General features: G+C 70.5%; 22 protein-coding genes. 8 read left to right on the top strand and 14 right to left on the bottom strand.

Features of this window, described 5'->3' with window-relative positions:
- Positions 1-159 precede the first annotated feature (159 nt).
- The 7 genes from rbsD to ACFYRY_RS08480 all read right to left on the bottom strand — a co-directional run bounded on the left by rbsD (position 160) and on the right by ACFYRY_RS08480 (position 7,661).
- Positions 160-549: a D-ribose pyranase gene (gene rbsD / locus ACFYRY_RS08450; RefSeq protein ID WP_389141534.1), complete on the bottom strand. Its 390-nt coding sequence runs from the start codon at positions 547-549 to the stop codon at positions 160-162.
- Positions 546-1,472, bottom strand: a complete 927-nt coding sequence (locus ACFYRY_RS08455) for a ribokinase (protein WP_389141536.1) — start codon at positions 1,470-1,472, stop codon at positions 546-548. The genes rbsD and ACFYRY_RS08455 overlap by 4 nt, the downstream gene beginning before the upstream one ends.
- 86 nt (positions 1,473-1,558) lie before the next feature.
- A complete protein-coding gene (locus ACFYRY_RS08460; protein ID WP_389141538.1) occupies positions 1,559-3,511 on the bottom strand; it encodes a substrate-binding domain-containing protein in 1,953 nt (650 codons plus the stop codon).
- Positions 3,501-5,030 carry a sugar ABC transporter ATP-binding protein gene (locus ACFYRY_RS08465; protein WP_389141540.1) on the bottom strand — a complete coding sequence of 510 codons (1,530 nt, stop codon included), beginning with the start codon at positions 5,028-5,030 and terminating at the stop codon, positions 3,501-3,503. Before ACFYRY_RS08465 ends, ACFYRY_RS08460 begins: the two co-directional genes overlap by 11 nt.
- Entirely contained in the window at positions 5,027-6,097 is a 1,071-nt protein-coding gene (locus ACFYRY_RS08470) for a LacI family DNA-binding transcriptional regulator (RefSeq protein WP_389141542.1), read from the bottom strand. The genes ACFYRY_RS08465 and ACFYRY_RS08470 overlap by 4 nt, the downstream gene beginning before the upstream one ends.
- 134 nt (positions 6,098-6,231) lie before the next feature.
- On the bottom strand, positions 6,232-7,107 hold the full coding sequence (locus tag ACFYRY_RS08475) for a zinc-binding dehydrogenase (protein WP_389141544.1): 876 nt from the start codon (positions 7,105-7,107) through the stop codon (positions 6,232-6,234).
- 176 nt (positions 7,108-7,283) lie between these two features.
- Entirely contained in the window at positions 7,284-7,661 is a 378-nt protein-coding gene (locus tag ACFYRY_RS08480) for a MerR family transcriptional regulator (RefSeq protein WP_389141546.1), read from the bottom strand.
- Between the two features lie 292 nt (positions 7,662-7,953).
- Here ACFYRY_RS08480 and ACFYRY_RS08485 point away from each other — a divergent pair, with 292 nt between their 5' ends.
- Entirely contained in the window at positions 7,954-8,685 is a 732-nt protein-coding gene (locus ACFYRY_RS08485; RefSeq protein WP_389141548.1) for a dienelactone hydrolase family protein, read from the top strand.
- Positions 8,686-9,005: 320 nt separating this feature from the next.
- Here the strand turns inward: ACFYRY_RS08485 and ACFYRY_RS08490 are convergent, their stop codons facing one another.
- Positions 9,006-9,437: a MarR family transcriptional regulator gene (locus ACFYRY_RS08490; RefSeq protein WP_389143663.1), complete on the bottom strand. Its 432-nt coding sequence runs from the start codon at positions 9,435-9,437 to the stop codon at positions 9,006-9,008.
- Positions 9,438-9,560: 123 nt separating this feature from the next.
- Between ACFYRY_RS08490 and ACFYRY_RS08495 the strand changes: the two genes are divergently transcribed.
- The 3 genes from ACFYRY_RS08495 to ACFYRY_RS08505 all read left to right on the top strand — a co-directional run bounded on the left by ACFYRY_RS08495 (position 9,561) and on the right by ACFYRY_RS08505 (position 14,357).
- A complete protein-coding gene (locus tag ACFYRY_RS08495; RefSeq protein ID WP_389141550.1) occupies positions 9,561-10,463 on the top strand; it encodes an alpha/beta fold hydrolase in 903 nt (300 codons plus the stop codon).
- Positions 10,464-10,546: 83 nt separating this feature from the next.
- The gene (locus ACFYRY_RS08500) at positions 10,547-12,802 is read left to right on the top strand and encodes an ATP-dependent RecD-like DNA helicase (protein ID WP_389141552.1); all 2,256 of its coding nucleotides are present in this window, start codon (positions 10,547-10,549) and stop codon (positions 12,800-12,802) included.
- 256 nt (positions 12,803-13,058) lie between these two features.
- Positions 13,059-14,357: a citrate synthase gene (locus ACFYRY_RS08505; protein WP_389141554.1), complete on the top strand. Its 1,299-nt coding sequence runs from the start codon at positions 13,059-13,061 to the stop codon at positions 14,355-14,357.
- A gap of 649 nt (positions 14,358-15,006) precedes the next feature.
- Here the strand turns inward: ACFYRY_RS08505 and ACFYRY_RS08510 are convergent.
- The 3 genes from ACFYRY_RS08510 to ACFYRY_RS08520 form a co-directional block, all read right to left on the bottom strand.
- A complete protein-coding gene (locus ACFYRY_RS08510) occupies positions 15,007-17,286 on the bottom strand; it encodes a heavy metal translocating P-type ATPase (RefSeq protein WP_389141556.1) in 2,280 nt (759 codons plus the stop codon).
- 92 nt (positions 17,287-17,378) lie between these two features.
- Positions 17,379-17,618: a heavy-metal-associated domain-containing protein gene (locus tag ACFYRY_RS08515; protein WP_389141558.1), complete on the bottom strand. Its 240-nt coding sequence runs from the start codon at positions 17,616-17,618 to the stop codon at positions 17,379-17,381.
- A gap of 351 nt (positions 17,619-17,969) precedes the next feature.
- Entirely contained in the window at positions 17,970-18,641 is a 672-nt protein-coding gene (locus ACFYRY_RS08520; protein WP_389141560.1) for a TetR family transcriptional regulator, read from the bottom strand.
- A 136-nt stretch (positions 18,642-18,777) separates the two neighbouring features.
- On the opposite strand from ACFYRY_RS08520, the gene ACFYRY_RS08525 reads away from it, so the two are divergent.
- Together ACFYRY_RS08525 and ACFYRY_RS08530 are read left to right on the top strand one after the other, a co-directional pair.
- Positions 18,778-21,102, top strand: coding sequence for an MMPL family transporter (locus ACFYRY_RS08525; protein ID WP_389141562.1), 2,325 nt, complete (start codon positions 18,778-18,780; stop codon positions 21,100-21,102).
- 49 nt (positions 21,103-21,151) lie between these two features.
- Positions 21,152-22,195: a zinc-dependent alcohol dehydrogenase family protein gene (locus ACFYRY_RS08530; protein WP_389141564.1), complete on the top strand. Its 1,044-nt coding sequence runs from the start codon at positions 21,152-21,154 to the stop codon at positions 22,193-22,195.
- Positions 22,196-22,233: 38 nt separating this feature from the next.
- Here ACFYRY_RS08530 and ACFYRY_RS08535 read toward each other — a convergent pair whose 3' ends face one another.
- From ACFYRY_RS08535 to ACFYRY_RS08545, 3 genes are all read right to left on the bottom strand, one after another.
- A complete protein-coding gene (locus tag ACFYRY_RS08535) occupies positions 22,234-22,434 on the bottom strand; it encodes a MerR family transcriptional regulator (protein ID WP_356771277.1) in 201 nt (66 codons plus the stop codon).
- A 394-nt stretch (positions 22,435-22,828) separates the two neighbouring features.
- Entirely contained in the window at positions 22,829-23,815 is a 987-nt protein-coding gene (locus ACFYRY_RS08540; protein WP_389141567.1) for a helix-turn-helix domain-containing protein, read from the bottom strand.
- Positions 23,816-23,929: 114 nt separating this feature from the next.
- Positions 23,930-24,847: a sugar phosphate isomerase/epimerase family protein gene (locus ACFYRY_RS08545; RefSeq protein ID WP_389143666.1), complete on the bottom strand. Its 918-nt coding sequence runs from the start codon at positions 24,845-24,847 to the stop codon at positions 23,930-23,932.
- A 204-nt stretch (positions 24,848-25,051) separates the two neighbouring features.
- On the opposite strand from ACFYRY_RS08545, the gene iolC reads away from it, so the two are divergent.
- Both iolC and ACFYRY_RS08555 read left to right on the top strand, forming a co-directional pair.
- Complete coding sequence (iolC, locus tag ACFYRY_RS08550) at positions 25,052-26,002, top strand: 5-dehydro-2-deoxygluconokinase (RefSeq protein WP_389141569.1); 951 nt, start codon at positions 25,052-25,054, stop codon at positions 26,000-26,002.
- Complete coding sequence (locus tag ACFYRY_RS08555) at positions 25,999-26,880, top strand: deoxyribose-phosphate aldolase (RefSeq protein WP_389141571.1); 882 nt, start codon at positions 25,999-26,001, stop codon at positions 26,878-26,880. Before iolC ends, ACFYRY_RS08555 begins: the two co-directional genes overlap by 4 nt.
- The last annotated feature ends 18 nt before the right edge of the window (positions 26,881-26,898 follow it).

The following is a 26,898-nucleotide window of genomic DNA, read 5'->3' on the forward strand; positions in this document are numbered from 1 at the left end:
GGAGAGACTGTGCAACCCTTTCGGCACCAGGGGTGTCGTACATGGCATCAGGACTTCTCTGGGGGGATCCGGGGGGATCGCGGGGGTTCTGATGTGGAGGGGAAGCCCGAGGGGGCCCGGTCGACGGACCGGGCCCCCTTGAACTTTCTTCTCAGTGGCTCAGAAGAACACCCCACACCGCAGCAGCACGTTCGCGTACGGCCGCGCCTCGCCCGTCCGTACGATCAGACGCGCTCCCGCCGACAGCTCCTTGAGCCTCTCGTGCGGGACCAGGGCCAGCTCCGGAAAGTGCCCGTCCAGCAGCGCCGAGGCCGCCCGATTGGCGTCCCGCACCTCCGTCGCAGCCGTCGCGCCCTCCACCACCAGCTCGGCCAGCAGACCGTCCAGCACCTCCGCGAAGGTCGGCACCCCGGCCGTGAAGGCCAGGTCCACGACCCGCGGCCCGTCCGGGATCGGCATACCGGCGTCGCACACCAGCACCCCGTCCCCGTGGCCCAGTTCGGCCAGTGCCCCGGCGAGATGACGGTTCAGGATTCCGGCCTTCTTCACAGGGCCTCGACCTCCGCCGCCGTAGGGAAGGAGTCCTGCGCACCCTGCCCGGTGACGGCCGCCGCCCCGACCCGGGACGCGTACGCCGCCGCCTCCGCCAGGGACGAGCCCGCCCCCAGCCGCCAGGCCAGCGCCGCGGTGAACGCGTCGCCCGCGCCCGTGGTGTCCACGGCGGTCACCTTCACGGCCGGTAGCCGCGTCACGCCCTGCGCCGACGCGACCAGCGCGCCCTCCGCGCCCAGGGTGACGACCACCGACCGCGGGCCCTTGGCCAGCAGCAGCCGCGCCCAGTCCTCCGGCGCATCGCTCACAGAGCCCTCCACACCGTCCTCCACACCGTCCTCGCCGAGGAGCACCTTCGCCTCGTGCTCGTTGACGATCAGCGGGTCACAGGCCGCCAGCACCTCCGGCGGTAGGGGCCGCGGCGGCGACGGGTTCAGGACGAACCGGCTGTCGGGCGCGAGCCCCCGTACGACCTCCACCACCGTCTCCAGCGGGATCTCCAGCTGCGCCGACACCACCCGGGAGGCGTGCAGCAGGCTCGCGGCGGCCCGTACGTCGGCCGGGGTCAGACGGCCGTTCGCGCCCGGCGAGACCACGATGCTGTTGTCGCCGGACGGGTCCACCGTGATCAGCGCGACCCCGGTCGGCGCGCCGCCCACCAGGACGCCCGCCGTGTCGACTCCGGCCGCGCGCTGCGAGTCGAGCAGCAGCCGGCCGTGCGCGTCGTCGCCGACCCGGGCCAGCAGGGCCGTACGCGCTCCGAGGCGGGCGGCGGCGACCGCCTGGTTCGCGCCCTTGCCGCCCGGGTGGACGGCCAGGTCGGAGCCGAGGACGGTCTCCCCGGCGCCGGGGCGCCGTTCGACACCGATCACCAGGTCGGCGTTGGCCGACCCTACGACCAGGAGGTCGTAGTCGTACATGAGGTTGCTCCCCTGATAGGTGACTCGGGGCGGGCGGTCCCCCAAGGACCGCCCGCCCGTCATCTCATCCTGTGTGATCCCAGGTCTCAGCCCGTGAACCCGGCCACGTTCTCCTTCGTGACCACCTTCACCGGCACCATCACCGACTTCGCGACCTTGTCGCCCTCGGCGACCTTGACCGCGTTGCGTACCGCGATCCTGCCGAGTTCCGTCGGCTGCTGCGCCACCGACGCGTACAGCGTGCCCGCCTTGACGGCGGTCAGCCCGTCCGCCGTGCCGTCGAAACCGATGACCTGGACGGACTTTCCGGCCTTGGCACCCAGCGCCTTGATCGCGCCCAGCGCCATCTCGTCGTTCTCCGCGAAGACACCGTCGATGTCGGAGTTGGCCTGGAGCAGGTTGGTCATGACGTCCAGGCCCTTGGTGCGGTCCCAGTCGGCGGGCTGCTTGGCGACCACCTTGATGCCCGGGTAGGCCTTCAGACCCTCGGCGAAGCCGGAGCCGCGCTCCCGGCTGGCGGAGGTGCCCGCCTGGCCCTGGAGGATCACGATGGTGCCCTTGCCGCCCAGTTTCCCGGCGAGCGTCTTCGCAGCGAGCTTGCCGCCGGTGACGTTGTCGGAGGCGACGAGCGCGGCGCTGTCCGCGTTGTTGACCGACCGGTCGACCGCCACCAGCGGGATGTCCGACTTGTTGACGGCCTTCGCCGCCGGGGTCACCGCGTCCGAGTCCACCGGGTTGACGATGATCGTGCCGAGTCCCTCACTGGTGAAGTTCTGCAGCTGGTTGGCCTGCTGCGAGGCGTCGTTCTGGGCGTCGGTGACCGTCAGGTCCACGCCCAGCTTCTTCGCCTCCGCCTGCGCACCCGCCCGGATCTGCACGAAGAACGGGTTGTTGAGCGTGGAGAGCGACAGCCCGATCTTCTGGCTCTTCGCCTCCGAGGTACCGCCGTGCAGGAAGGACATGCCCCCGACGATCGCCGCCGCGACCACGGCCGCGAGCAGGTACGTCGCCGCCTGCCTGCCCTTGCCGCCACTGGAGGTGCCCGCGGCGACCGGAGTCGCACCGGCCTTCCGCCGGACCGTGTCGAGCAGCACCGCCAGCGCGATCACGACACCGATGACGACCTGCTGCCAGAAGGCGGAGACGGACAGCAGATTCAGCCCGTTGCGCAGCACCGCCAGGATCAGCGCGCCGATCAGCGTGCCGGACGCCTTGCCGGTGCCGCCCGCGAGCGAGGCGCCGCCGATGACGACCGCGGCGATCGCGTCCAGCTCGTAGCCCTGCGCGGCCTGCGGCTGCGCGGAGGACAGCCGGGCGGCGAGCACGATGCCCGCGGCGGCGGCGAACAGACCGGAGAACGCGTAGATGGCGAGCTTCTGCCGCTTCACCCGCAGACCGGACAGCCGGGCCGCCTCCTCGTTGCCGCCGATCGCGTACATCGAGCGCCCGATGTACGTCCGCCCCAGCACGAACGCCGTGATGAGCCCCATCACGACCATCACCAGCACCGGCACCGGCAGCCAGCCGCCGAGGGTGTCACCGAGGTGCGAGACGGAGCCGGGCAGGGCGATGGGGGAGCCCTGCGAGACGACCAGGGACAGACCGCGGGCCACCGACAGCATGGCCAGCGTCGCGATGAACGGCGGCAGTTTCCCGTACGAGATCAGGAAACCGTTGACCACACCGCACACGATGCCGGTCGCGATCGCGAGGACGACGGCTATCGCGACCGGGACGCCCTGCGAGGTGGCGCTCCACGCGAGGACGGTGGCCGACAGGGCCGCCACCGAGCCCACCGACAGGTCGATGCCCGCCGAGACGATCACGAAGGTGACGCCGAAGGCGAGGATGGCGGTCACGGCCGCCTGGACGCCGACGTTGAGCAGGTTGTCGGTCGTCATGAAGTCGCCGGACAGCGCCGACATTCCGATGACGAGGACGATCAGCGCGGTCAGCGCGCCGTTGTCGAGCAGGAGACGGCGCAGGCCGCCCGAGGCGCCACCCGCGCCCGTCGTGCTCTTGAGCGTGTCAGTGGCCACCGGAGGCCTCCGTTTCGGTCTTCTCGTGCGTGGGGTTGCTTACGGCGAGCGCCATCACCGCGTCCTGCGTGGCCTGGTCGGCGGCGAGTTCGCCCGCGATCCGGCCCTGCGCCATCACCAGCACCCGGTCGCTCATGCCGAGCACCTCGGGCAGATCGCTGGAGATCATCAGAACGGCGGCCCCGGCGGCCGTCAGTTCGTTGATCAGCTGGTAGATCTCGACCTTGGCGCCGACGTCGATCCCGCGGGTCGGCTCGTCGAGGATCAGCACCTTGGTGTCGGCCAGCAGCCACTTGCCGATGACGACCTTCTGCTGGTTGCCGCCGGACAACGTCCGTACGTGCTGGCCGAGTCCGGCCATCCGCACCCCGAGCTGCTCGGCGATCCGGGCGGCGGCCGCGCGCTGCGAGGCGAGGTCGACGAGGCCGGCTCGGGTGGCGGACCGCAGGGTGACCAGACCGAGGTTCTCCTCGACGGAGGCGTCGAGGAGCAGCCCCTGGCCCTTGCGGTCCTCGGGGATCAGACCGATGCCCGCGGTCATGGCCGCGTTGACGTCGTGCCGGGGGACCGGGGCGCCGGAGACCTTCACGGCACCCTTGTCGTACTGGTCGGCGCCGAACACCGCCCGCACCACCTCCGTACGACCGGCCCCGACCAGCCCCGCGACGCCGACGACCTCGCCGGCGTGCACCTCGAAGCTGACGTCGTGGAAGACGCCGTCGCGGGTGAGGCCCTCGACGGAGAGCAACGCGGCGCCCCGGTCGGCCCGTTCGCGCGGGTACTGCTGCTCGATCGACCGCCCCACCATGAGACGTACGAGTTCGTCCTCGGGCGTGGTGGCGGGGACCTGCCCGACACTCCTGCCGTCCCGGATGACCGTCACCCGGTCTCCGAGGGCGGCGATCTCCTCCAGGTGGTGCGTGATGAAGACGACGCCCACACCGTCGGCGCGCAGGGTGCGCACGATCGCGAAGAGCTTGTCGACCTCCTCGGAGGTCAGCACGGCGGTCGGCTCGTCCATGATCAGGACTCGCGCGTCCAGGCTCAGCGCCTTCGCGATCTCGACCATCTGGAGGCGGGCGATACCGAGTTCACGTACCCGCGCGCGGGGCGACACGTTCACGCCGACCCGCTCGAGCAGGACGGCGGCGTCCGCCTCCATCCTCTTCCGGTCGATCATGCCCAGGCGGCGCGGCTGCCGCCCGAGGAAGATGTTCTCGGCCACCGTCAGGTCGGGAACGAGGGTGAACTCCTGGTAGATGGTGGCGATCCCGAGGCGCTCGGAGTCCTGCGCACCATGGATGCGCACCTCCTCACCACCGGCCAGGATCCGCCCGCCGTCGGGCGTGTAGGCGCCGGAGAGCATCTTGATGAGGGTGCTCTTGCCCGCGCCGTTCTCACCGAGGAGGACGTGCACCTCGCCCCGGCGCAGGTCGAAGTCGACGCCGTCGAGCGCGACCACGCCGGGGAAGGTCTTCCGTATGCCCTCGATGCGCAGCAACTCGTCCGGGTTGCTCACGTGTGGCTCCTTCTTGCGGGGGACCGCACAGCGGGGGACTGTGCGGGGTACTGCGCGGGGGGTGGCTCGGTGGGAGCCGGTTCGCCGCACGAGCGGCGGACGACGACACGGGCGGAGAGGGTGACGGACTCGGGGGGCCGTCCCTCGATGCGGTCGACGAGCGCGCGCACGGCGGCCCGCCCCAACTCGCCCGTGGGCTGGGCGATCGCGGTGATCGGCGGATCGGTGTGCACGAACCAGGGGATGTCGTCGAACGCGGCCAGCGCGATGTCCTCGGGCACCCGCAGCCCGCGTGCGCGGATCGCGTCGAGTGCGCCCAGGGCCATCAGGTTGTCCGCGGCGAAGACGGCCTCGGGCGGCTCGGGCAGGTCGAGAAAGCCCTCGGTGACCCGCCGCCCGCTCTCGGCCTGGAAGTCGCCGCGCCCGGTGTAGACGTCGGGGAGACCGAGGCCGTGCGCGTGCAGCGCCTCCCTGAAGGCGTCCACCCGCTCCTGGCCGGTCGTGGTCGCCGCCGGGCCCGCGATGATCGCCAGCCGCCGGTGTCCGAGCCCGTACAGATGGGCGACGAGATCCCGGACGGCCGCCCGCCCGTCCGCCCGCACGACCGGCACCTCCATGCCCGGGATCCACCGGTCCACGAAGACCATCGGCGTCCCGGTGCGCGCGGCGTCCAGCATCAGCGGCGAGCCGCCGTCGGTCGGGGAGACCAGCAGGCCGTCGATACGGCGGTCCAGCAGATTGCGTACGTGGTGGTCCTGGAGGTCGGGCCGCTCGTCGGCGTTGCCGAAGATGACGCTGTAGCCGAGCGCGCGGGCCTCCTCCTCGACGGAGCGGGCCAGTTCGGTGAAGTAGGGGTTCATCACGTCGCTGATGACCAGGCCGAGGGTGTGGGTCTGGTCGGTACGCAGCGACCGGGCGACGGCGTTCGGGCGGTAGTCCAGCGTCTCGACGGCGGCCAGCACGCGCGCGCGGGCGTCCGCGCTGACCGACGGATGACCGTTCAGGGCACGCGAGACCGTGGCGACCGAGACGCCGGCCTCGGCAGCGACGTCCTTGATACTCGCCATCGCCGCTCCACCTCCTTGTGGAACTCATGGAATCGATTACATCGACCTGCAGAGAGGATTGGAATCGATTACACGCCGGTAGATCAAGCCCCTGAGGGCACCTCTTGACCGGATCGTGATGTCGCGGACACTCCCTAACGCCAGGGATCGAGGGCGTGCTTGCCGCAGGTCTGACCCGCTTGGAGTTGCTGCAGCACTGCCGGCCCCTCGGCCAGGGGATGAACCTGCGGGGTGCCGGGCGGATAAGCGCCTTGGGCGATGAGTGCCTCGATCTCTACGAGCAACGACTGATAGAGGGACGGGGCCGCGTCCGCCAGCGCACCGACGTGAAGGCCTCTGATGTGGACCGGGTGAATGAAGATCAGGTCGTGTGTGGTCAAAGAGGCGTTGCCGGAAGCAGCACCGAATACGACGACGCGTCCTGTGAAGGGTTTGGTGACCGACAGGCTGACCTCGAACGTGGCCTGTCCCACCGATTCCAGGACCAGGTCGACACCGCCGGTGAGGCGGGTGATTTCCTCGGCCAGATCGGGGCGTGCGCCGTCCAGGACCGCGTCGGCGCCGAGCGCTCTGACGGTGTCGTGCTTGGCGGGTGACGCCGTGGCGATCACGCGTGCACCGTAGTGGCGTGCGAGACGGACGGCGGCCTGCCCCACGCCTCCGGCCGCGGCATGAACGAGCACCACGTCACCAGTCTTGATCTCGCCCAACGGCTTCAGTGCCGCCAAGGCGGTGGCCCAGTTCAGCACTAAGCCGAGTGCCTCGGCGTCGCTCCAACCGGAAGGCACGGGGAGCACACCTGCGGCCGGCATCGTCATGTACTGCGCGAAGGCTCCCGGGCCGGCTCCCACGACGTGGGTGCCGACCTGAAGCGGGCTCCCGACGTCCTGGCCGACGCCCACGATCTCGCCGGCGGCTTCGAAGCCCGCCACGTAGGGCGCCTGCGGGCCTCCTCCGTAAGTGCCATGGGTCTGCATCACGTCAGCGAAGTTGACCCCGGCGGCACCCACGCGGATCAGGTACTCGCCGGGCCCCGGGGTGGGTCGGGGCTGATCGGCCGTGAGGGTCAGATCCTCCGGTCCCCGGTGCGACCGCTGGACCAGTGCTCGTACCGTCTGCTCAGCTCTGTGCTGCTGCTCGTTGATCTCCATGCACGAAACGTAGGAGTCTCACACTTGGGTCAAGGTCAAACGGCGGTCATAGGCCCAGTGCTACGGGCCTCTTGCAAGTAGGCGTCGAGTGCCGCCTGTTGATCACTGAGAACGGCGATACGTGCAGCGAGCCGATCGCGATATCTCTGCACCTCGTGCAGGAACTCCGCGCGCACCACGTCCGTGCCGATATCAGGTCCGTCAGCGAGGCTGGGCAGAACTTCCCTGATCAACCGCACGGGGAGCCCGGACTCCAGCAGCGAGCGGATCACGAGCACCCGGTCGATTGTGGACGGGCAGTAGTCGCGGAACCCATTGCTGCACCGACCGGGGACGATGAGGCCCTCATCCTCGTAGTGCCGCAATGATCGCGCGCTCACGCCGCTGAGTCTGGAAGCTTCGCTGATCTTCATACCTGGAGGCAACGTCCGGGCACACCGCGCTCTTCCAGCGCTCATCGCTACGACGAAATCAAGACCTGCTCAGGCGTCAACAGCCTCATGCCCCGCACCACCTAGTGCCGCGTCAGGCAACGTTCGCCCTGGCGAGACGCGAGTGATGCCCCCGTGCGATACGTTCAGCGTCGCCGTGCCCGCTGCGAAATCGAGGAGGTGAGACCGATCAACGCTGTGACAGATGGGGGCTCCCTCCCTCGCATGGTCTAGGGAGCGCCTGCAGAAGGCATCCCGAAAGGCTTGAAACGCTATGCGCTTCATCTCCAAGACGTCGTTGGGCGGCGTTACCGAACAGCTCTTCGCCCTTGACGAGATCCCCGGAGTGCTGTGGACGCCGGAAGACGCCCACGGCACTCGCCCCCTGATCCTGATGGGACACGGCGGCGGGCAACACAAGAAGGCCCCCGGCATCCTGGCCCGCGCGCATCGCTTCGCCGCCGACGGCGGGTTCGCGGTCGCCGCGATCGACGTGCCCAACCACGGCGAGCGTCCGACGGACGAAGAGTTCGACCGGATCGCGACCGAGTACCGGGCGCGTATGGCCGCCGGAGAGGATACGGCTGCGCTGGACACCGCCATGTACACGCTCGTGGCCGGGCAGACCGTCGCGGATTGGCAGGCGATCCTGACCGCAGTCCAGCAACTCGACCATGTCGGCGGCGGACCGGTGGGCTATTGGGGCGTGTCGCTGGGCTGCGCGTTCGGTATACCGTTCGTCGCCGCAGAACCTCGAGTCCGCGCCGCGGTACTGGGCCTGCAAGGGTCGCCCGTGCTGGCAGGGACCGCCGCGCAGATCACCGTGCCGGTGCAATTTCTGGTCCAGTGGGACGATGAGCGGATGCCCCGTGTACAGAGCCTGGCGTTGTTCGATGCCATCGGTTCAGCCGAGAAGACACTGCACGCGAACCCCGGCAAGCACGGAGATCTGCCGCGGTTCGAAATAGACGACTCGCTGCGATTCTTCGCCCGGCATCTGGGCTGATACGTCTGAAGTCCACGCCGCCGACGAGCGCCTACGCCGGATCGTCACCGGGCGAACGTTGCCGGATGCGGCACTAGGGCGTGTTGCGAAAGTCCCGCCTGCCGAGCGACGCCTGGCACGCTCCCCCACTGCCTTAAGGGCGTGGGAGGTGCCCCCACTCGCCGCACCGGGCGAAAACCCACGTACAACCAGTACGAGGGCTTCCGCCCGGCACGCCGAGAGCACGCTCCCCCACTCTCGGCTGCGCTCGAGCGGGAGGGGCCCCCACGACGCCGCTCGGCCCGCCCTACGGGCGGACGACGGGACTTTCGCAACACGCCCTAGTCGTCTTCCTGTGCCGCGGCCTCCCGCACCCCCGTCAGAAAGTCCCTGATCGCGGCCCGTTCCCGCTCGTCGTACCGGTGCAACAGGGCCACCGCGCGGTCGATCAGCGGGCCGAAGTGCTGACGGCCGAGGGTGATCGCCCGCTCGTCGACCTCGATGGTGACCTTGCGGCGGTCCCGCTGGTCGCGCACCCGTCGCACATGCCCGGCCCGCTCCAGCCGGTCGACCAGGGCCGTGGTCCCCGCCGAGTTCAGCGCGAGCGCGGCACCGAGTTGCCCCGCCGTGGTCTCCGTGCCCGCGCGGTAGGCGTCCATCAGGACGATCAGCGCGCGCACGTCGGTGGGATGCATGCCGTTGTGCTGGGCGAACCGGGCGCTGTGCCGCCCGAGGTCGACGGTCACGGCGCGCAGCAGATGGACGATCTCCATCTCGGGCCCCTGCCCCGCCGCCTCGGCGGGCTCCTCGCCACCCTTGTCGGTCACCTGCTGCCTCCGACTATCATCTCGCTCAACAAGTATCTCACTGAGCGAGATAATAAGGGGACCTGGCTCATGAGCGCTCGCCGCACGTACGACTTCGACGGCTTCCTCGCCGCCTACGACAAGGTCATGACCAAGTGGCCGGCATCGCGTGAGGCCTTGACCGTGCCCACACCGTTCGGCGCGACGCACGTGAACGTGTGCGGCCCGGCCGACGGCCCTCCACTCCTCCTGCTGCCGGGAGGGGGAAGCGCGACCTCGGCCTCCTGGTACCGGCAGGCCACCGAACTCTCCCGCGTCCACCGGCTGTACGCCGTCGACCTGATCGGCGCCCCGGGCCGCAGCACATCCGCCCCCGACCGCCAAGCCCGTACGGTCGCCGACCTGACGACCTGGCTCGACGCGCTCCTCAAGGGCCTCGGCCTCGCGGAGACCGACCTGGGCGGGCACTCGTACGGCGCCTGGATCGCGCTGCACTACGCCCTGCGCGCGCCCCACCGGGTACGCCACCTGGTTCTCTTCGACCCGACCCAGTGCTTCGCCGCGCTGAAGTCGTCGTACGGGGCGCACGCGCTGCGGATGCTGGTGCGACCCACGCCCCGACGGGTCCGGAACTTCCTGGAATGGGAGACGGGGGGCGCCCCCCTCGACCCCGACTGGCTCGCCCTCCAGGAGGCAGCCGCGGGCTTTCCCTCCCTCCGCCCGGTGGTCGGACCACGCCCGAGGCCCAAGGCGCTGCGCCGCCTGAACCTGCCCGTCCTGCTCCTGCTCGCCGAGAACAGCCGGACCCACAACCCCGCCAAGGTGGCCGCCGCTGCCGAGACGCTCCTGCCGCGCGTCACGACGACCACGCTGCCGCACGTGTCCCACCACGCGCTGCCGCACGCCGCCCCGCCCGAGTCGAGTCAGCTCATCACCGACTTCCTGACCGGCCCCGCCGACTCGGCCCCGCCCACACCGACTCCACCCAGCTGACCAGCAACAACGGCCGCTCGGTGCGGGAGCCGTTTCGGTCCGCGCCCGCATCCGTTGTCGGACCCGCGCGGTACCGTCGGATCATGTCCAATCAGGCGGGGGCCTCCCAGACGGGCGAGCGGCGACTGGCCACGCTCGAAGGCGTTCTGGAGCGCATCACCTACGCCAACGAGGAGAACGGCTACACGGTCGCCCGCGTCGACACCGGCCGCGGCGCAGGTGATCTGCTGACGGTCGTCGGCGCGCTGCTCGGTGCCCAGGTGGGCGAGTCCCTGCGGATGGAGGGGCGTTGGGGCTCACACCCCCAGTACGGCAAGCAGTTCACCGTCGAGAACTACACGACCCTGCTGCCGGCCACCGTCCAGGGCATCCGCCGCTATCTCGGCTCGGGCCTGGTCAAGGGGATCGGCCCGGTCTTCGCCGACCGCATCACCCAGCACTTCGGCCTGGACACCCTGAAGATCATCGAGGAGGAGCCCAAGCGGCTCATCGAGGTCCCCGGGCTCGGCCCCAAGCGCACGAAGAAGATCGCCGACGCCTGGGAGGAACAGAAGGCGATCAAGGAGGTCATGCTCTTCCTCCAGACCGTCGAGGTGTCCACGTCGATCGCGGTGCGCATCTACAAGAAGTACGGCGACGCCTCGATCTCCGTCGTGAAGAACCAGCCCTATCGCCTGGCCTCCGACGTCTGGGGCATCGGCTTCCTCACCGCCGACAAGATCGCCCAGTCCGTCGGCATCCCGCACGACAGCCCGGAGCGCGTCAAGGCCGGCCTGCAGTACGCCCTGTCGCAGTCCGCCGACCAGGGGCACTGCTATCTCCCCGAGGAGCAGCTCATCGCGGACGCGGTGAAACTGCTCCAGGTCGACACCGGCCTGGTCATCGAGTGCCTGGGCGAGCTGGCCGGACCCCCGGAGGACGGGGAGGACCCCGGCGTCGTACGCGAGAAGGTCCCGGGACCTGACGGCGGTGAGCCCGTCACCGCCGTCTACCTCGTCCCCTTCCACCGCGCCGAACTCTCCCTCTCCGCCCAGCTGTTGCGCCTCCTGCGCACCGACCAGGACCGGATGCCCGCCTTCCGGGAGGTCGCGTGGGACAAGGCGCTGGGCTGGCTGAAGGCCCGTACCGGGGTGGAGCTGGCCCCCGAGCAGGAGGCCGCCGTCAAGCTGGCGCTCGGCGAGAAGGTCGCCGTCCTCACCGGCGGCCCGGGCTGCGGCAAGTCCTTCACGGTCCGCTCGATCGTGGAGCTGGCCCGCGCCAAGAAGGCCAAGGTCGTCCTCGCCGCCCCCACCGGCCGCGCCGCCAAGCGCCTGTCCGAGCTCACCGGCGCCGAGGCCTCCACCGTCCACCGGCTGCTGGAGCTGAAGCCGGGCGGCGACGCGGCCTACGACAAGGACCGCCCCCTCGACGCGGACCTGGTGGTGGTCGACGAGGCGTCGATGCTGGACCTGCTGCTCGCGAACAAGCTGGTGAAAGCCGTGCCCCCGGGTGCGCACCTCCTCTTCGTCGGGGATGTCGACCAGCTCCCCAGCGTCGGCGCCGGCGAGGTGCTCCGCGACCTGCTCGCGGACGGCGGCCCGATCCCGGCCGTGCGCCTGACGCGCGTGTTCCGCCAGGCCCAGAAGTCCGGCGTGGTCATGAACGCGCACCGGATCAACTCCGGGCAGCATCCCGTCACCGACGGCATGGACGACTTCTTCCTCTTCGTCGAGGACGACACGGAGGAGGCGGGCCGCCTGACGGTGGACGTGGCGGCCCGGCGGATTCCGGCCAGATTCGGCCTCGATCCGCGCCGCGACGTCCAGGTGCTCGCCCCCATGCACCGGGGCCCCGCGGGCGCGGGCACCCTCAACGGCCTGCTCCAGCAGGCCATCACCCCCGGCCGCCCGGAGCTGCCCGAGAAGCGGTTCGGCGGCCGGGTCTTCCGGGTCGGCGACAAGGTCACCCAGATTCGCAACAATTACGAGAAGGGCACCAACGGTGTCTTCAACGGCACCGTGGGCGTGGTCACCTCGCTCGACCCGGTCGACCAGCGCCTCACCGTGCTGACGGACGAGGACGAGGAGGTCGGTTACGAGTTCGACGAACTGGACGAACTGGCGCACGCGTACGCGGTGACCATTCACCGCTCGCAGGGAAGTGAATATCCCGCCGTGGTGATCCCGGTCACCACCAGCGCCTGGATGATGCTCCAGCGGAACCTGCTGTACACGGCGGTCACCCGGGCGAAGAAACTGGTCGTCCTCGTCGGTTCACGCAAGGCGATCGGCCAGGCGGTGCGCACGGTGTCGGCAGGGCGGCGCTGCACGGCACTGGACTTCCGGCTCTCGGGCCGGTGACCCTGCGGTCCCGACGCCCCTTTTCGGGGGTCTGAGGGCAGGCATCCCCAAAAATGATCGATCAAATGAGTCACATCGGTCACAGAGCTCTTCCGGAAGCGGGTGAAGGAGAGGCAGGATGGGTGAGTTGGCGGCACTCAGTGCCGCCGATACGCCCAACGGCCGACCCCGAGTGCACTCTCCTGCGCCAAATGGGGGATGGTAGAGACAGTCAGGGCAACCTCGAAGAAGAGGCACAACGTCGGTGAGGGATGACGTGAGCGAGCACACCAACAACGCTGTAGTACTGCGGTACGGCGACGGCGAGTACACCTACCCGGTGATCGACAGCACCGTCGGCGACAAGGGCTTCGACATCGGGAAGCTCCGTGCCCAGACCGGTCTGGTCACTCTTGACAGCGGTTACGGGAACACCGCCGCCTACAAATCCGCCGTCACGTACCTCGACGGCGAGGCCGGCATCCTCCGGTACCGCGGCTACCCGATCGAGCAGCTGGCCGAGCGCTCCACCTTCCTGGACGTGGCCTATCTGCTGATCAACGGCGAGCTGCCGACCGTCGACGAGCTCACCGTCTTCAAGAACGACATCACGCAGCACACCCTGCTGCACGAGGACGTCAAGAACTTCTACAAGGGCTTCCCGCGCGACGCCCACCCGATGGCCATGCTGTCGTCGGTGGTCTCGGCGCTGTCCACGTTCTACCAGGACAGCCACAACCCGTTCGACGAGAAGCAGCGCAACCTCTCGACGATCCGTCTGCTCGCCAAGCTTCCGACGATCGCCGCGTACGCGTACAAGAAGTCGATCGGCCACCCGTTCGTCTACCCGCGCAACGACCTCGGCTACGTCGAGAACTTCCTGCGTATGACCTTCTCGGTCCCGGCGCAGGAGTACGACCTCGACCCGGTCGTCGTCTCCGCGCTCGACAAGCTGCTGATCCTGCACGCGGACCACGAGCAGAACTGTTCGACCTCCACGGTCCGTCTGGTCGGCTCCTCGCAGGCCAACATGTTCGCGTCGATCTCGGCCGGCATCAACGCCCTGTGGGGCCCGCTGCACGGCGGCGCCAACCAGTCCGTGCTGGAGATGCTGGAGGGCATCCAGGCCAACGGCGGCGATGTCGACTCCTTCATCCGCAAGGTGAAGAACAAGGAAGAGGGCGTCCGCCTGATGGGCTTCGGCCACCGGGTGTACAAGTCCTTCGACCCGCGCGCGAAGATCATCAAGGCTGCGGCGCACGATGTGCTGTCCGCTCTCGGCAAGTCCGACGAGCTGCTGGACATCGCGCTGAAGCTGGAGGAGCACGCGCTCTCCGACGACTACTTCGTCTCGCGCAACCTCTACCCGAACGTCGACTTCTACACCGGCCTGATCTACCGGGCCATGGGCTTCCCGACCGAGATGTTCACGGTCCTGTTCGCCCTGGGCCGGCTCCCGGGCTGGATCGCCCAGTGGCACGAGATGATCAAGGAGCCCGGCTCCCGCATCGGCCGTCCGCGCCAGATCTACACGGGCGTGGTCGAGCGCGACTTCGTGCCGGTCGAGGAGCGCTAAAGCCATCCACCAGGGCCCCGTGCACGGCTTCGGCCGGGTGCGGGGCCTTTGTGTTGTGTTCGTGCGGTGATGACCAGCGAGCGCTGTTGACCTGGCGGGTGGACGCCGCGGGGGCGATGCGGCCGGTGGATATGCGGAAGGCGCCCCGCCGCCGGTCCCCCCACGGGCCGACGTCCAGGGCGCCTTCCCATGTCCCGGTGCGGATTCCCCCCACGGGATCCGGCCGGGCGTCTGTGAGAACCAGCGCCTGAATCGCTGTCTTGCGGTACTGCCTGGTACTGCCATTGAGCAGAACGAGCAAAAATCCTCGTACTACTCCTGTGTGTGCGGTCTGCCGGGACAGCGCACGCTGGGAGGGCCGCTCAAAGCTCCCCGGTGTACGTGCCCCGGCAACGCACCTCTGGAGAAGTCCCCCAAGACATCCCCAGATGCCAGGAGGCGCCCCCCAAGACGCTGCCTGACATCGCCAATTTAGACCTTCGAATCCCTTCGATGGTTACCTTCACACCACTGTGATCTGCGTCTCTTGCATATGTCCGTTAGATGCGCAAGAGCCCGGGATATGGCGAACGGGACCCAAGCGTAAGGATGATGCGCGAGCCTTGTGAAGAGCTTATGTGAGTGCGGCGCCGGACTCCAGAGGAGTCCGTCATCGGAATGCGCGCAAACGCAGGCTGTTCGTCACAACGAAGACCGACGAGAACGCCATCGCCGCGCCCGCGATCATCGGATTCAGCAACCCGGCGGCGGCCAGGGGCAGCGCGGCCACGTTGTACCCGAAGGCCCACACGAGATTGCCCTTGATCGTGGACAGTGTCCGCCGGGACAGCCGGATCGCGTCCGCGGCCACCCGTAGGTCCCCGCGTACCAGCGTCAGGTCGCCCGCCTCGATCGCCGCGTCGGTCCCGGTCCCCATCGACAGGCCCAGATCGGCGATGGCGAGCGCGGCCGCGTCGTTGACGCCGTCACCGACCATGGCGACGACCCGCCCCTCGCCTTGCAGCCGCCGTACGACGTCGACCTTGTCCTCGGGCAGGACCTCGGCGACCACGTGCTCGGCGTCGATCCCGACGGCCCGGCCGACCGCCTCGGCGACCGTCCGGTTGTCCCCGGTCAGCAGCACCGGCCTGAGGCCGAGGGCCCGCAGCTCCCGTACCGCCTCCGCGCTGGTCTCCTTGACCGCGTCCGCGACGGCCAGGACCCCGCGCGCCACTCCGTCCCAGCCGACCACGACGGCCGTACGCCCGTCCCTCTCGGCCTGTTCCTTCGCGCGGGCCACGTCCTGCGGGAGTACGTCGAAAAGGCGACCCACGGCCACCTCACGGCCCTTCACCCGTCCGCGTACGCCCCGTCCCGGCACGTTCTCGAAGTGCTCGACCGCCGGCAGCGGTCCCACGCGTTCCTCGGCGCCCGTGGCGATGGCCCGGGCCACGGGGTGCTCGGAGGCGTGCTCCAGGGCGCCCGCGAGCCGCAGCAGCTCGGTCTCGTCGGCGCCTTCGGTGGCGTGGACCTCCTGGAGGGTCATCCGGCCGGTGGTGACCGTGCCGGTCTTGTCCAGGACGACCGTGTCGACGCGGCGGGTGGACTCCAGAACCTCGGGGCCCTTGATGAGGATGCCGAGCTGGGCGCCGCGCCCGGTGCCGACCATCAGGGCGGTCGGGGTGGCCAGGCCCAGCGCGCACGGGCAGGCGATGATCAGGACCGCGACGGCCGCGGTGAACGCCGCGACCGTGTCACCCGTCGCGTCGAGCCACACCCCGAAGGTGCCGACCGCGATCGCGATCACCACCGGCACGAAGATCCCGGAGACCCGGTCGGCCAGCCGCTGCACCTCGGCCTTGCCGTTCTGCGCGTCCTCCACCAGCTTCGCCATCCGCGCGAGCCGGGTCTCGGCGCCGACCCGGGTGGCCTCGACGACCAGCCGCCCGCCGGCGTTGACGGTGGCGCCGGTGACGGTGTCGCCCGCGGTGACGTCCACCGGGACGGACTCGCCGGTCAGCATGGACGCGTCCACCGCGGAGGCACCCTCGACGACCGTGCCGTCGGTGGCGACCTTCTCCCCGGGCCGCACGACGAACCGGTCGCCTACGGCCAGCCGGGCCACCGGGATCCGTACCTCCCGCCCCTCCCGCAGGACGGCCACGTCCTTCACGCCGAGCTCCATCAGGGCCCGCAGCGCGGCCCCGGCGCGCCGCTTGGCGCGAGCCTCCAGGTAGCGGCCCAGCAGGATGAACGCGGTGACCCCGGCGGCGACTTCGAGGTAGATCGTGGAGGTGGAGTGCATCCGTGAAGCGGTCAGCTCGAAGCGGTCCCGCATGCCGGGCATGCCCGCGTCGCCGAGGAACAGCGCCCACAGCGACCAGCCGAACGCGGCCAGCGTGCCGAGCGAGACCAGGGTGTCCATGGTGGCCGCGCCGTGCCGGACGTTCGTCCAGGCGGCCCGGTGGAAGGGCAGGCCGCCCCAGACCACGACCGGCGAGGCGAGGGTGAGTGCCAGCCACTGCCAGTTGTCGAACTGCAGCGCGGGGATCATGGAGAGCAGGACGACCGGGACGGCCAGCGCGACCGAGACGGTCAGCCGTTGCCGCAGTGCGGCCGACTCCGGGTCCTCTCCCGGGTCCGCTCCGGCGTCTGCCTCGGTGGCGGTGTCGCCGGCGGTCTCGTCGGCGGTCTCGTCCGGGGGTGGCGTCGGCTGCTCGGCCGTGTACCCGGTCCGCACCACCGTCGCGATCAGATCCGCGACGTCGACGCCCGTCGGGTAGCTGACCTTGGCCTTCTCCGTCGCGTAGTTCACCGTGGCGGTCACGCCGTCCATGCGGTTGAGCTTCTTCTCGACGCGGGCGGCGCAGGAGGCGCAGGTCATTCCGCCGATGAGCAGTTCGACGTCCGACGTCCCGGTCGCCGGGGCGTGGTCGGTGGTGGTGGCCATGTCCGTACTCCAGAGAGCGGACCGGGCGGGCCGTGGCCGGCGTGGACCGGCTCGGCACGGCCCGGGTGGGGAGGTGCGTGGTTCAGTCTGCCTCAGGCCTTGCCGACGAGTTCGTAGCCCGCCTCGTCGACGGCGGCGCGCACCGCCTCCTCGTCGAGCGGGGCCGCGGACACGACGGTCACCTCGCCGGTCGAGGCGACGGCCTTCACCGAGCTGACACCGGCGATCTCGGAGAGCTCGCCGGAGACCGCTCCCTCGCAGTGTCCGCAGGTCATCCCGCTCACCTTGTAGACGGCGGTGACGGAGCCGGGGGTGTCGGTCTCAGTGGTCATGTCGTTCTCCTCGTCGGGGCGACTGGGGCGGTCGTGGCCCACGGTGGGGCCTTGCGGTCATCCATGTTATACCCCTAGGGGGTATTAATCCAAGAGGCGGCGGTGTGCTGTGGGCCACGAGACACGGACGGGGTCGGCGTCGGTCGGTGGTCGATGCGTCGGTCGACGGGGTGGCCGCGCAGGGTGGGTGGCCCGCCGGGGCGGGCTGTGCGGCCGGGTGCGGGGTGGTGTGCGGCTGGGAGCGGGCGGCGGGGGTGGCGGCCGTGGGGGGTGAGTACCCCGTCGTGGGCAAGGAGTGCCCGGGGCCCGCCGGGCTTGTGCGTCCGCGGGTTCGGTGTCGCTGAGGGTTGGTCAGTGTGCGGGCGTCGCTGTGGCCCGGCGGCCGCCCAGCTTCTCGCCGACCAGCGGGTCCAGGTAACGGGTCAGGGCGTTCTTCAGCTCCCGGACGTATGCGTCCCGCTCGGCGCCCTCGTGGGCGAGGATCAGCTCCAGGCCCGCCTTGTAGAGGCCCAGGCACATGTGGGCGGTGCGGTTGACGTCGGCCGGCGGCGTGTCGGGCAGGAAAGAGGAGAGCAGGTCCTCGATGCGGGAGACGAGGGCCGCGTGCAGGGCGTCGTGCTCCTCGGTGATCCGGCCCGGGATGTCGGGGCCGTGCATCAGCGCGAAGAACACCGGGTGCTGGCAGTTGAAGTCGATGAACCGGTCGACGGCGGCGGCGACGGCCTCTTCCAGCGGGGTCGCGGGATCGACCGGCGCGAGCGCCTCGCCGTAGGTGTCGCGCATCTCGTGCATCAGCCGGTCGCCCAGCTCGATCGCGATCGCTTCCTTGTTCGGGAAGAACTGGTACAGCGTTCCCGGTGAGACGCCTGCCTCGCGGGCGATGGCGCTGGTGCTGGCGGCCGTGTAGCCAGTGGTGCAGAAGACGTTGGCGGCGGCTTCGAGGAGTTGGGCGATGCGACGCTCGCCCCGGGCCTGGCGGCGGCGGGGCTGCTCCTTCTCCTGCTTCTCCGGACTCGCGGGCACGCGACTTATCCCCAACTCTCCGAAACTCTCGGGACACGGTTGACAAACACGAGCGATCGCTCGCATTCTGATGAAACGCGAGTGATCTCTCGTGTTTTCCAGTCTACGGGCTACACGGTGAAGGGGACACCGCACGATGAGCGAAGTCAACAGCCCACCCCGTGTCGGGGGATGGACCCGATTCGTGACCGCTCGGCCACGTCTGTCGCTGCTCGCCGCACTGGTGCTCACGGCGCTCGCCGTGCTGGTCGGCAGCGGTGTCGCCGACCGCCTGGGTGCGGGCGGCTGGGAGGATCCGAACGCCGAGTCCACCTACGCGACCAAGGCCCTGGAACGCGAGTTCCCCGACTCCCAGCCCAACCTCCTGCTCCTGGTGGACGCGAAAGGCGCCTCGGTCGATGATCCGGCGGTCGCCGCCGAGGCCGAGCGACTCGCCGAGCGCCTGAAAGGCGAACGGGGCGTCACGGGCGTCGGCTCCTACTGGCAGTCCGGCGCCCCCGCCCTGCGCGCGAAGGACGGCCACGAGGCACTGATCGCCGCCCACGTCACCGGCGACGAGACGCAGATGGGCGACACCCTGGACCGCATCACGCCGTCGGTCCGCGGCACGCACGGCCCGGTGGACGTCACGGTCGGCGGGCCGGTCGCGGTACGGCACGAGATGCAGACGACCATCGAAGAGGACCTCACCCGGGCCGAGCTGATCGCCCTGCCGGTGACGCTGGTGCTGCTGGTGATGGTCTTCGGCAGCGCGGTCGCCGCCCTGTTGCCCCTCCTCATCGGCATCGTCGCCATCCTCGGGACCAACGCGGTGCTGCGTGTCCTCACCGAGTTCACCGACGTCTCCGTCTTCGCACTCAACCTCACCACGGCCCTGGGTCTCGGCCTCGCCATCGACTACGCCCTGTTCATCGTCCGCCGCTTCCGCGAGGAACTGTCCACCGGCGCCGAACCCGTGACCGCCGTGGGCACCACCCTGCGCACGGCCGGCCGTACGGTCCTCTTCTCGGCCCTCACGGTCGCCGTGTCGCTCGCCGCCATGCTGCTGTTCCCGCAGTACTTCCTGCGGTCCTTCGCGTACGCCGGTATCGCCGTCGTCGTGCTGGCCGCGGCGGCCGCCCTGATCCTGCTCCCGGCAGCGCTGGTCCTGCTCGGCCACCGGGTCGACTCCCTGGACCTCCGCCGCCTGCTCCGGCGGCGACGGGAGCCGCGGCCGACCGCGGACGGGGGTGGCGCCTGGGCCCGCAGCGCGACCCTCGTGATGCGCCGTGCCCCCTTCTTCGCCCTGGCCACCGCGGCCGTGCTCGTCGTCCTCGGACTGCCCTTCCTGGGGGTGAGGTTCGGCACCGCCGACGACCGCCAACTGCCCTCCACCGCCGAGTCCCACGTCGTGCAGCAGCACATCCGGGACGGCTTCCCCGGCAGCCCCGGCGGAGGCCTCGAAGTCCTCGCCGAAGGAGCGGCGACCCGCGCGCAGTACACCGCCTACAAGGACCGGATCGCGGACCTGCCCGAAGTGCGGCGGGTCGACGGCCCGCTCGTCAAGGGCGAGTCGGCGTACTTCACGGTGCTGCCGAAGGGCGAGGCCGTCGGCGACCCCGCCCAGCGCCTGGTGGGTGACGTGCGCGAGCTCCGGGCACCGTTCGACACCGAGGTGACCGGCACGGCCGCCGTCCTGGTCGACTCCAAGCACGCGATAGCGCAGCAACTGCCCTGGGCGCTCGCTTTCATCGCCGTCGTCACCCTGCTCCTCGTCTTCCTGCTGACGGGCAGCGTGCTGATACCGATCCAGGCGGTGGTGCTCAACGCGCTCAGCCTGAGCGCCATGTTCGGAGCGGTGGTCTGGGTTTTCCAGGACGGCCACCTGTCCGGCCTGCTCGGCTTCACCAGCACCGGCTCGATAGAGACGACCCTCCCGGTCCTGATGTTCTGCGTGGCCTTCGGGCTCTCCATGGACTACGGCGTGTTCCTGCTCTCCCGTATCAAGGAGGAGTACGACAGGACGGGGGACCACAACGAGGCGGTCCGGCACGGGCTTCAGCGCACCGGCGGGCTGATCACGGCGGCGGCGGTGATCCTCGCGGTGGTGATGGTCGCCATCGGTACCTCCCGCGTGACCAACACCAAGATGCTCGGACTCGGTATCGCGCTGGCCGTCCTGATGGACGCGATGATCGTCCGCAGCCTCCTGGTCCCGGCGGTGATGCGCCTCACCGGCCGGGCGACCTGGTGGGCCCCGGGCCCGCTGCGGCGCTTCCACGAACGGTTCGGACTGAGCGAGGGGGAGCGGCCCGCGGCAGCCGCTGATCAGGAAGAGGACCAGCCGGACGGGGAGGAGCGGGAAGGGGACCAGCCGGACGGTGGCAAGGGCAAACCGGACGCGGGGAAACCGGACAAGAGTGAACCGGACGAAGGGAAAGCCGACAGGCCCGAATGCGACAAGGCGGAGGCGCACGGATAGCGTGCCGGCGTCAGGGTGATCGGCGTGGGAACGGGAAGCGGGGGCGCGTATGCGGGCCGTGGTGTTCGAGCGGTACGGGGAGCCGGCCGAGGTGCGCGAGGTGGCGGACCCGGAGCCCGCTGAGCACGGGGTGGTGGTGCGGGTCGAGGCCACGGGGCTGTGCCGCAGCGACTGGCACGGCTGGCAGGGCCACGACCCGGACATCGCGCTGCCGCATGTGCCGGGACACGAACTCGCCGGGGTCGTCGAGGCGGTGGGCCCCCGGGTGACCGGATGGCGAGCGGGGGACCGGGTCACCGTCCCGTTCGTCTGCGCCTGTGGCACCTGTCCGTCCTGCGCGGCCGGCGATCAGCAGGTGTGCGAGCGGCAGACCCAGCCCGGCTTCACCCACTGGGGCTCCTTCGCCGAGTACGTGGCACTGGACCACGCCGACGTGAACCTGATCGCCGTCCCCGAGGACCTGTCCTTCGCCACCGCCGCCTCCCTCGGCTGCCGGTTCGCCACGGCGTTCCGCGCGGTGGTGCGGCAGGGCCGGGTGGCGGCGGGGGAGTGGGTCGTGGTGCACGGCTGCGGAGGTGTCGGTCTGTCCGCCGTGATGATCGCGGCGGCGTCGGGGGCGCGGGTGGTGGCGGTGGACGTCTCCCCGCACGCCCTCGACCTGGCACGGACGTTCGGCGCGGCGCAGTGCGTGGACGCGTCCCGCACGCAGAACACGGCGGAGGCGATCCTCGACCTGACCGGCGGCGGCGCCCACCTCTCCCTCGACGCCCTGGGCTCGCCCGCCACCTGCGCCGCCTCGGTCAACGGCCTGCGGCGCCGAGGCCGTCATGTCCAGGTCGGCCTGCTGCCCTCGGCGAGCGGCACGACACCGGTCCCGATGGCCCGCGTGATCGCCCTCGAACTCGAACTCCTGGGCAGCCACGGCATGGCCGCCCACACCTACCCGCCGATGCTGGAACTCGTCCGGGCGGGAGTGTTGCGGCCGGACCTGCTGGTCACGTCCACGATCACCCTGGACGCGACGCCGGCCGCGCTGGCGGCGATGGGCACGGCGGCCGGGGAGGGTGTGACGGTCATCGCGCCGTGGAGCTGACGATGCCCCACACGCCGGGGGCAGTTCGGTCCCTCGGGTCAGCCCTCTCTTCGGCCCCGGTTGCCCGGACGGGAGGCCGCCCAGGCGCGCACGGTGTCCGCGTACCAGTAGGGCTTGCCGCCCTCGACGTGATCGGGCGAGGGGAGCAGACCGTGCTTGCGGTAGGACCGTACGGTGTCCGGCTGCACCCGGATGTGTGCCGCGATCTCCTTGTAGGACCAAAGCCTTCGGTCGGTCATGACGTGCACCTCCCCGCGCGTGCCGCGGTGGCGGCCGGGGGCGGCCGTCGGGGGTACCGGGCACTGCGCTGGCGATCACAAAGCCTGTGCGTCGCTCAACGACGGAGCGTTGAGGCAGGGCAGGGCCCGTGCGCGGGTGTGACGCATGTGCCGCGTACACGTGACATGTGTGACGCGAAGGGGATGTTTGTGACACGAGTGCCACAAAGACCCACCCGGGTTCAAGGGTGCGGCGCGTTGACTCCGGCGGCCACCTCCCCACCACGGCAGCCCCAGCTGTCCGCGGGGACGCAGGACGGGCCGGACCCGCTGCGCCGGGCCCGGCCCGTCGGCTCCCCGCAGCCCCCGGTTTCCGCATCCCCCCGGTGCGTCCCCCGAGCAACCGGCCGGACGCTCAGCCTGCATGCGGCGGGCCCTGCCGGTCTTGGAGAAAACCGCACTGTCGTCGCTCCGATGCGAGGACGAGACTCGTCGCCTCGCCCGTCATCCGGTCGCTCACCGGCCCTCCGGCCCCGGCCGGCACCGTCCGGGCCGCTGTGAACTCCCGTGGCGTGCACCCCGTCATCGCCTTGAACTCACCGCTCAGATGCGCCTGGTCGTAGAAGCCGCAGACCGCCGCCGTCTCCGCCTGTCCCCGTCCGTCCGCCAGCATCCGCCGAGCCCGCTGCAACCGCAGCACCCGGGCCGCCGCCTTGGGGCCCAGCCCGATCTGCTCCCGGAAACGGTTCTCCAGGTGCCGCACGCTCCAGCCCACCTCCTCGGCGAGCTGTCGCACCGGCATCGCACCGCCCGTGCGCACCAGCTCGGACCAGGCCCGCACCACCCGCGCCGAACTCGGGGTCCCGGCCGCCCACCAGCGGGCGAACACATCGTCGAGGAGCGCGAACCGGTCGTCCCAGGTCGGTAACGCGGCCAGCGCGGCGGAGAGTTCGCCGACGCTGCGCCGACGGCCCCCGGCCTGGCGGGAGGCGAGGGCGTGCGGCAGCTCGTCGGGGTCGACGGTGCGGTCGGCGAGCTCGTACTGGGGAGTGCCGAAGAGCGTGAACGCGGCCCAGGGGGTGAGCAGGACCTCGATGCCCGACACCCGGCCGCCGTGCTCACCGACGGCGGGGGTGGTCGTGGGGCCGCAGTAGACCGACACGAGGGAGGACGTGGGACGGCCCGCACGCGAGATGTGCACCGGCTGGTCGAAGCCCAGCAACAGGGTCGCCGCACCGATCGGCGCCTCCAGTCGGCGCCGCGGCCGGTGCATCGCGAGCCTGACCCCGCGGTAGCTGATCACGCCGGGCCGCAGCCGTGGATGCGGCGACGCGAGCACGAGTTCCCAGGAACCGACCGGCCCCTGCCCGGACCGGACCAGCACCGCAGACGCCGCCACCATCCGCCCCTCCTCCGGAGAAGCCACCCATGGTGCTACGGCAGGAGAGGGGACGGAAGGCCGGCTACAAGGGGCGCGGGGAACCGCGCGACAAGCCCAGGACAACCCGCACCCGGGCTACGCCCCGCACGACCTCAGGAACGCCCGCGTCCGCTGAGCGATCGGCAGCGGAGTGTCCGGCTCGCAGGGGTACATGTCCTGCTCGACGATCGCGAACAGATCGATGTCCAGCTTCTGCGCGGCCTCCAGCACGGGCCCCAACGCGGGCACCCCGGCCGGCGGTTCGCACATCACACCGCGCGCGACGGCCGGCCCGAACGGCACCTCGTTCGCCCGTACGTCCGCCAGGATCTCCGGGTCCACCTGCTTCAGGTGCAGGTACCCGATGCGTTCGCCGTAGGTCTCGATCAGCTTGACGCTGTCGCCGCCGCAGTACGCGTAGTGCCCGGTGTCCAGGCACAGCGACACCAGGTCGGAGTCGGTGCCGTCCAGGAAGCGGACGACGTTCTCCTCGCTGTCGATGTGGGTGTCGGCGTGCGGGTGGACGACGATCTGCAGGCCGTACCGCTCCCGCACCTCCTTGCCGAGGCGTTCGGTCAGGGAGGTGAGGTTGCGCCACTGCTCGGGCGTGAGGGTGTCGGACTCCAGCACCTCGCCGGTCTTGTCGTCCCGCCAGAACGACGGGATGACGACCAGGTGCCGGGCGCCCATCGCCTGGGCGAGCACCGCGTTGTCCGCGACATGCGCCCAGGTCTTCTCCCAGACGGCCTCGCCGTGGTGCAGGCCGGTGAAGACCGTGCCGGCGGACACTTTCAGGCCACGCTGGGCCGTCTCCTCGGTGAGGACGGCCGGATCGGTCGGCAGGTACCCGTACGGGCCCAGCTCGATCCACTCGTAGCCGGACGCGGCGACCTCGTCGAGGAAGCGCTGCCAGGGGACCTGTTGCGGATCGTCCGGGAACCAGACGCCCCAGGAGTCGGGCGCCGATCCGATCCGGATGCGGGAGAGTGAGGACTGAGGTGACAACGACGTCATGGCCGCCAGCGTGCGGTTCATGAGCGGGGGTGTCAAGACCTGGTCCGAATGTCTGGACAAAACATTGACAGGGCCACGTGCGCGACGCTAGAAACCGGGGAGAGCCGATACGAGCCGACGCGGCCAGGAGGCCACGCGGCCGGAAACCGACGGGGCCAGAAGCCCACTCGGCCACCAGCCGCCACGGCGCACGAAGGGAACTCGATGGCGTACGACCTGATCACCATGGGGCGGATCGGAGTGGACCTCTATCCGCTGCAGACGGGCGTCCCGTTGCCGCAGGTGGAGACCTTCGGCAAGTTCCTCGGCGGCTCGGCCACCAACGTCGCCGTCGCCGCGGCCCGCCTGGGACGGCAGACCGCGGTGATCACCCGTACCGGCGACGACCCGTTCGGGACCTACCTGCACGAGGAGCTGCGGGGCTTCGGCGTCGACGACCGCTGGGTCACCCCGGTCCCGGGCCTGCCCACCCCGGTCACCTTCTGCGAGGTCTTCCCGCCGGACGACTTCCCGCTGTACTTCTACCGCCGCCCCAAGGCGCCCGACCTGGAGATCGACGCCCACGAGCTCGACCTGGACGCCATCCGCGAGGCCCGCATCTTCTGGGTCACTGGGACCGGCCTGAGCGAGGAGCCCAGCCGTACCGCGACGCTCGCCGCCCTCGCCCACCGCGCCAAGGCCGGCACCACCGTGTTCGACCTCGACTGGCGCCCGATGTTCTGGTCCGACCCGGACACGGCCCGCCCCTTCTACGCCGAGGCCCTGAAGCACACCACCGTCGCCGTCGGAAACCTCGACGAGGTGGAGGTGGCCACCGGAGTCCGTGAGCCGCACGCCGCCGCCCGTGCATTGCTGGACGCCGGCGTGGAACTCGCCGTGGTGAAGCAGGGCCCCAAGGGCGTCCTCGCCGTCAACAGCAAGGGAGAGTCGGCCGAGGTGCCCCCGCTCCCGGTGAACGTCCTCAACGGACTCGGAGCCGGCGACGCCTTCGGCGGCTCCCTCTGCCACGGCCTGCTCGAAGGCTGGGATCTGGAGAAGATCATGCGGCACGCCAACGCGGCCGGTGCCATCGTCGCCTCCCGTCTGGAGTGCTCCTCGGCGATGCCCACCCCGGACGAGGTCGCGGCGGCGCTCGCGGCGGGAGCCGTCAAGTGACCGTCGACGTCGCGGACCTGGTCCGCACCCGCTCCCTGCGCCCCGAGGCCATAGCGGAGGCCGCCGCCCGCCGCACCCGCCGCCCCCTGCTCAACACGAGCGGCCGGCTGATGATCGTCGCCGCCGACCACCCGGCCCGCGGCGCCCTCGGCGTCGGTGACCGCAAGCACGCCATGGCCAACCGTGCCGACCTGCTCGAACGCCTCTGCCTGGCACTGTCCCGCCCCGGCGTGGACGGCGTCCTCGCCACCGCCGACATCCTGGACGACCTGCTGCTGCTCGGCGCCCTCGACGGCAAGGTCGTCATGGGCTCGATGAACCGCGGCGGACTGCAGGGCGCCAGCTTCGAACTCGACGACCGCTTCACCGGCCACCGCCCCGAGGACATCGAGCGGTTCGGGTTCGACGCCGGCAAGCTGCTCCTGCGGATCGACTACGACGACCCGGGCTCCCTCACCACCCTGGAGTCCACGGCCCGCGCCATCGACGACATGGCCGCACGCCGGCTCCCGGTCTTCGTCGAGCCGTTCATCAGCCGCCGTTCCGCGGAAGGCAGGCTCGGCAACGACCTGTCCGCCGAGGCCGTCACCAAGTCGATCGCGATCGCCTCGGGCCTGGGCGGCACCTCGGCCTACACCTGGCTGAAGGTCCCCGTCACCGAGAACCCCGACGACATGGCCGAGGTCATGGCGACCTCCACGCTGCCCGCGGTGCTGCTGGGCGGTGAGGTCGGGGACGATCAGGACGGCGCGTACGAGAAGTGGCGCGGCGCCCTGCAACTGCCCACCGTGCGCGGCCTGGTGGTGGGCCGTTCGCTGCTGTACCCGGCGGACGGCGATGTGGCCGCCGCCGTGGACACCGCCGTCGGACTGCTGTGAGGGCCGTATGACCAGCAA

Source organism: Streptomyces sp. NPDC005263, from assembly GCF_042872365.1.
Taxonomy (GTDB): domain Bacteria; phylum Actinomycetota; class Actinomycetes; order Streptomycetales; family Streptomycetaceae; genus Streptomyces.

Bases quoted from the DNA above. Each gene is read 5' to 3' on its own strand.
- ACFYRY_RS08470 (WP_389141542.1), bottom strand. From the start codon at position 6,097: ATGGCGAGTATCAAGGACGTCGCTGCCGAGGCCGGCGTCTCGGTCGCC.
- ACFYRY_RS08515 (WP_389141558.1), bottom strand. From the start codon at position 17,618: ATGACCACTGAGACCGACACCCCCGGCTCCGTCACCGCCGTCTACAAG.
- ACFYRY_RS08530 (WP_389141564.1), top strand. From the start codon at position 21,152: ATGCGGGCCGTGGTGTTCGAGCGGTACGGGGAGCCGGCCGAGGTGCGC.
- ACFYRY_RS08480 (WP_389141546.1), bottom strand. From the start codon at position 7,661: ATGAAGATCAGCGAAGCTTCCAGACTCAGCGGCGTGAGCGCGCGATCA.
- ACFYRY_RS08455 (WP_389141536.1), bottom strand. From the start codon at position 1,472: ATGTACGACTACGACCTCCTGGTCGTAGGGTCGGCCAACGCCGACCTG.
- ACFYRY_RS08545 (WP_389143666.1), bottom strand. From the start codon at position 24,847: ATGACGTCGTTGTCACCTCAGTCCTCACTCTCCCGCATCCGGATCGGA.
- ACFYRY_RS08525 (WP_389141562.1), top strand. From the start codon at position 18,778: ATGAGCGAAGTCAACAGCCCACCCCGTGTCGGGGGATGGACCCGATTC.
- iolC (WP_389141569.1), top strand. From the start codon at position 25,052: ATGGCGTACGACCTGATCACCATGGGGCGGATCGGAGTGGACCTCTAT.
- ACFYRY_RS08500 (WP_389141552.1), top strand. From the start codon at position 10,547: ATGTCCAATCAGGCGGGGGCCTCCCAGACGGGCGAGCGGCGACTGGCC.
- ACFYRY_RS08495 (WP_389141550.1), top strand. From the start codon at position 9,561: ATGAGCGCTCGCCGCACGTACGACTTCGACGGCTTCCTCGCCGCCTAC.
- ACFYRY_RS08510 (WP_389141556.1), bottom strand. From the start codon at position 17,286: ATGGCCACCACCACCGACCACGCCCCGGCGACCGGGACGTCGGACGTC.
- ACFYRY_RS08485 (WP_389141548.1), top strand. From the start codon at position 7,954: ATGCGCTTCATCTCCAAGACGTCGTTGGGCGGCGTTACCGAACAGCTC.
- ACFYRY_RS08540 (WP_389141567.1), bottom strand. From the start codon at position 23,815: ATGGTGGCGGCGTCTGCGGTGCTGGTCCGGTCCGGGCAGGGGCCGGTC.
- ACFYRY_RS08535 (WP_356771277.1), bottom strand. From the start codon at position 22,434: ATGACCGACCGAAGGCTTTGGTCCTACAAGGAGATCGCGGCACACATC.
- ACFYRY_RS08490 (WP_389143663.1), bottom strand. From the start codon at position 9,437: ATGGAGATCGTCCATCTGCTGCGCGCCGTGACCGTCGACCTCGGGCGG.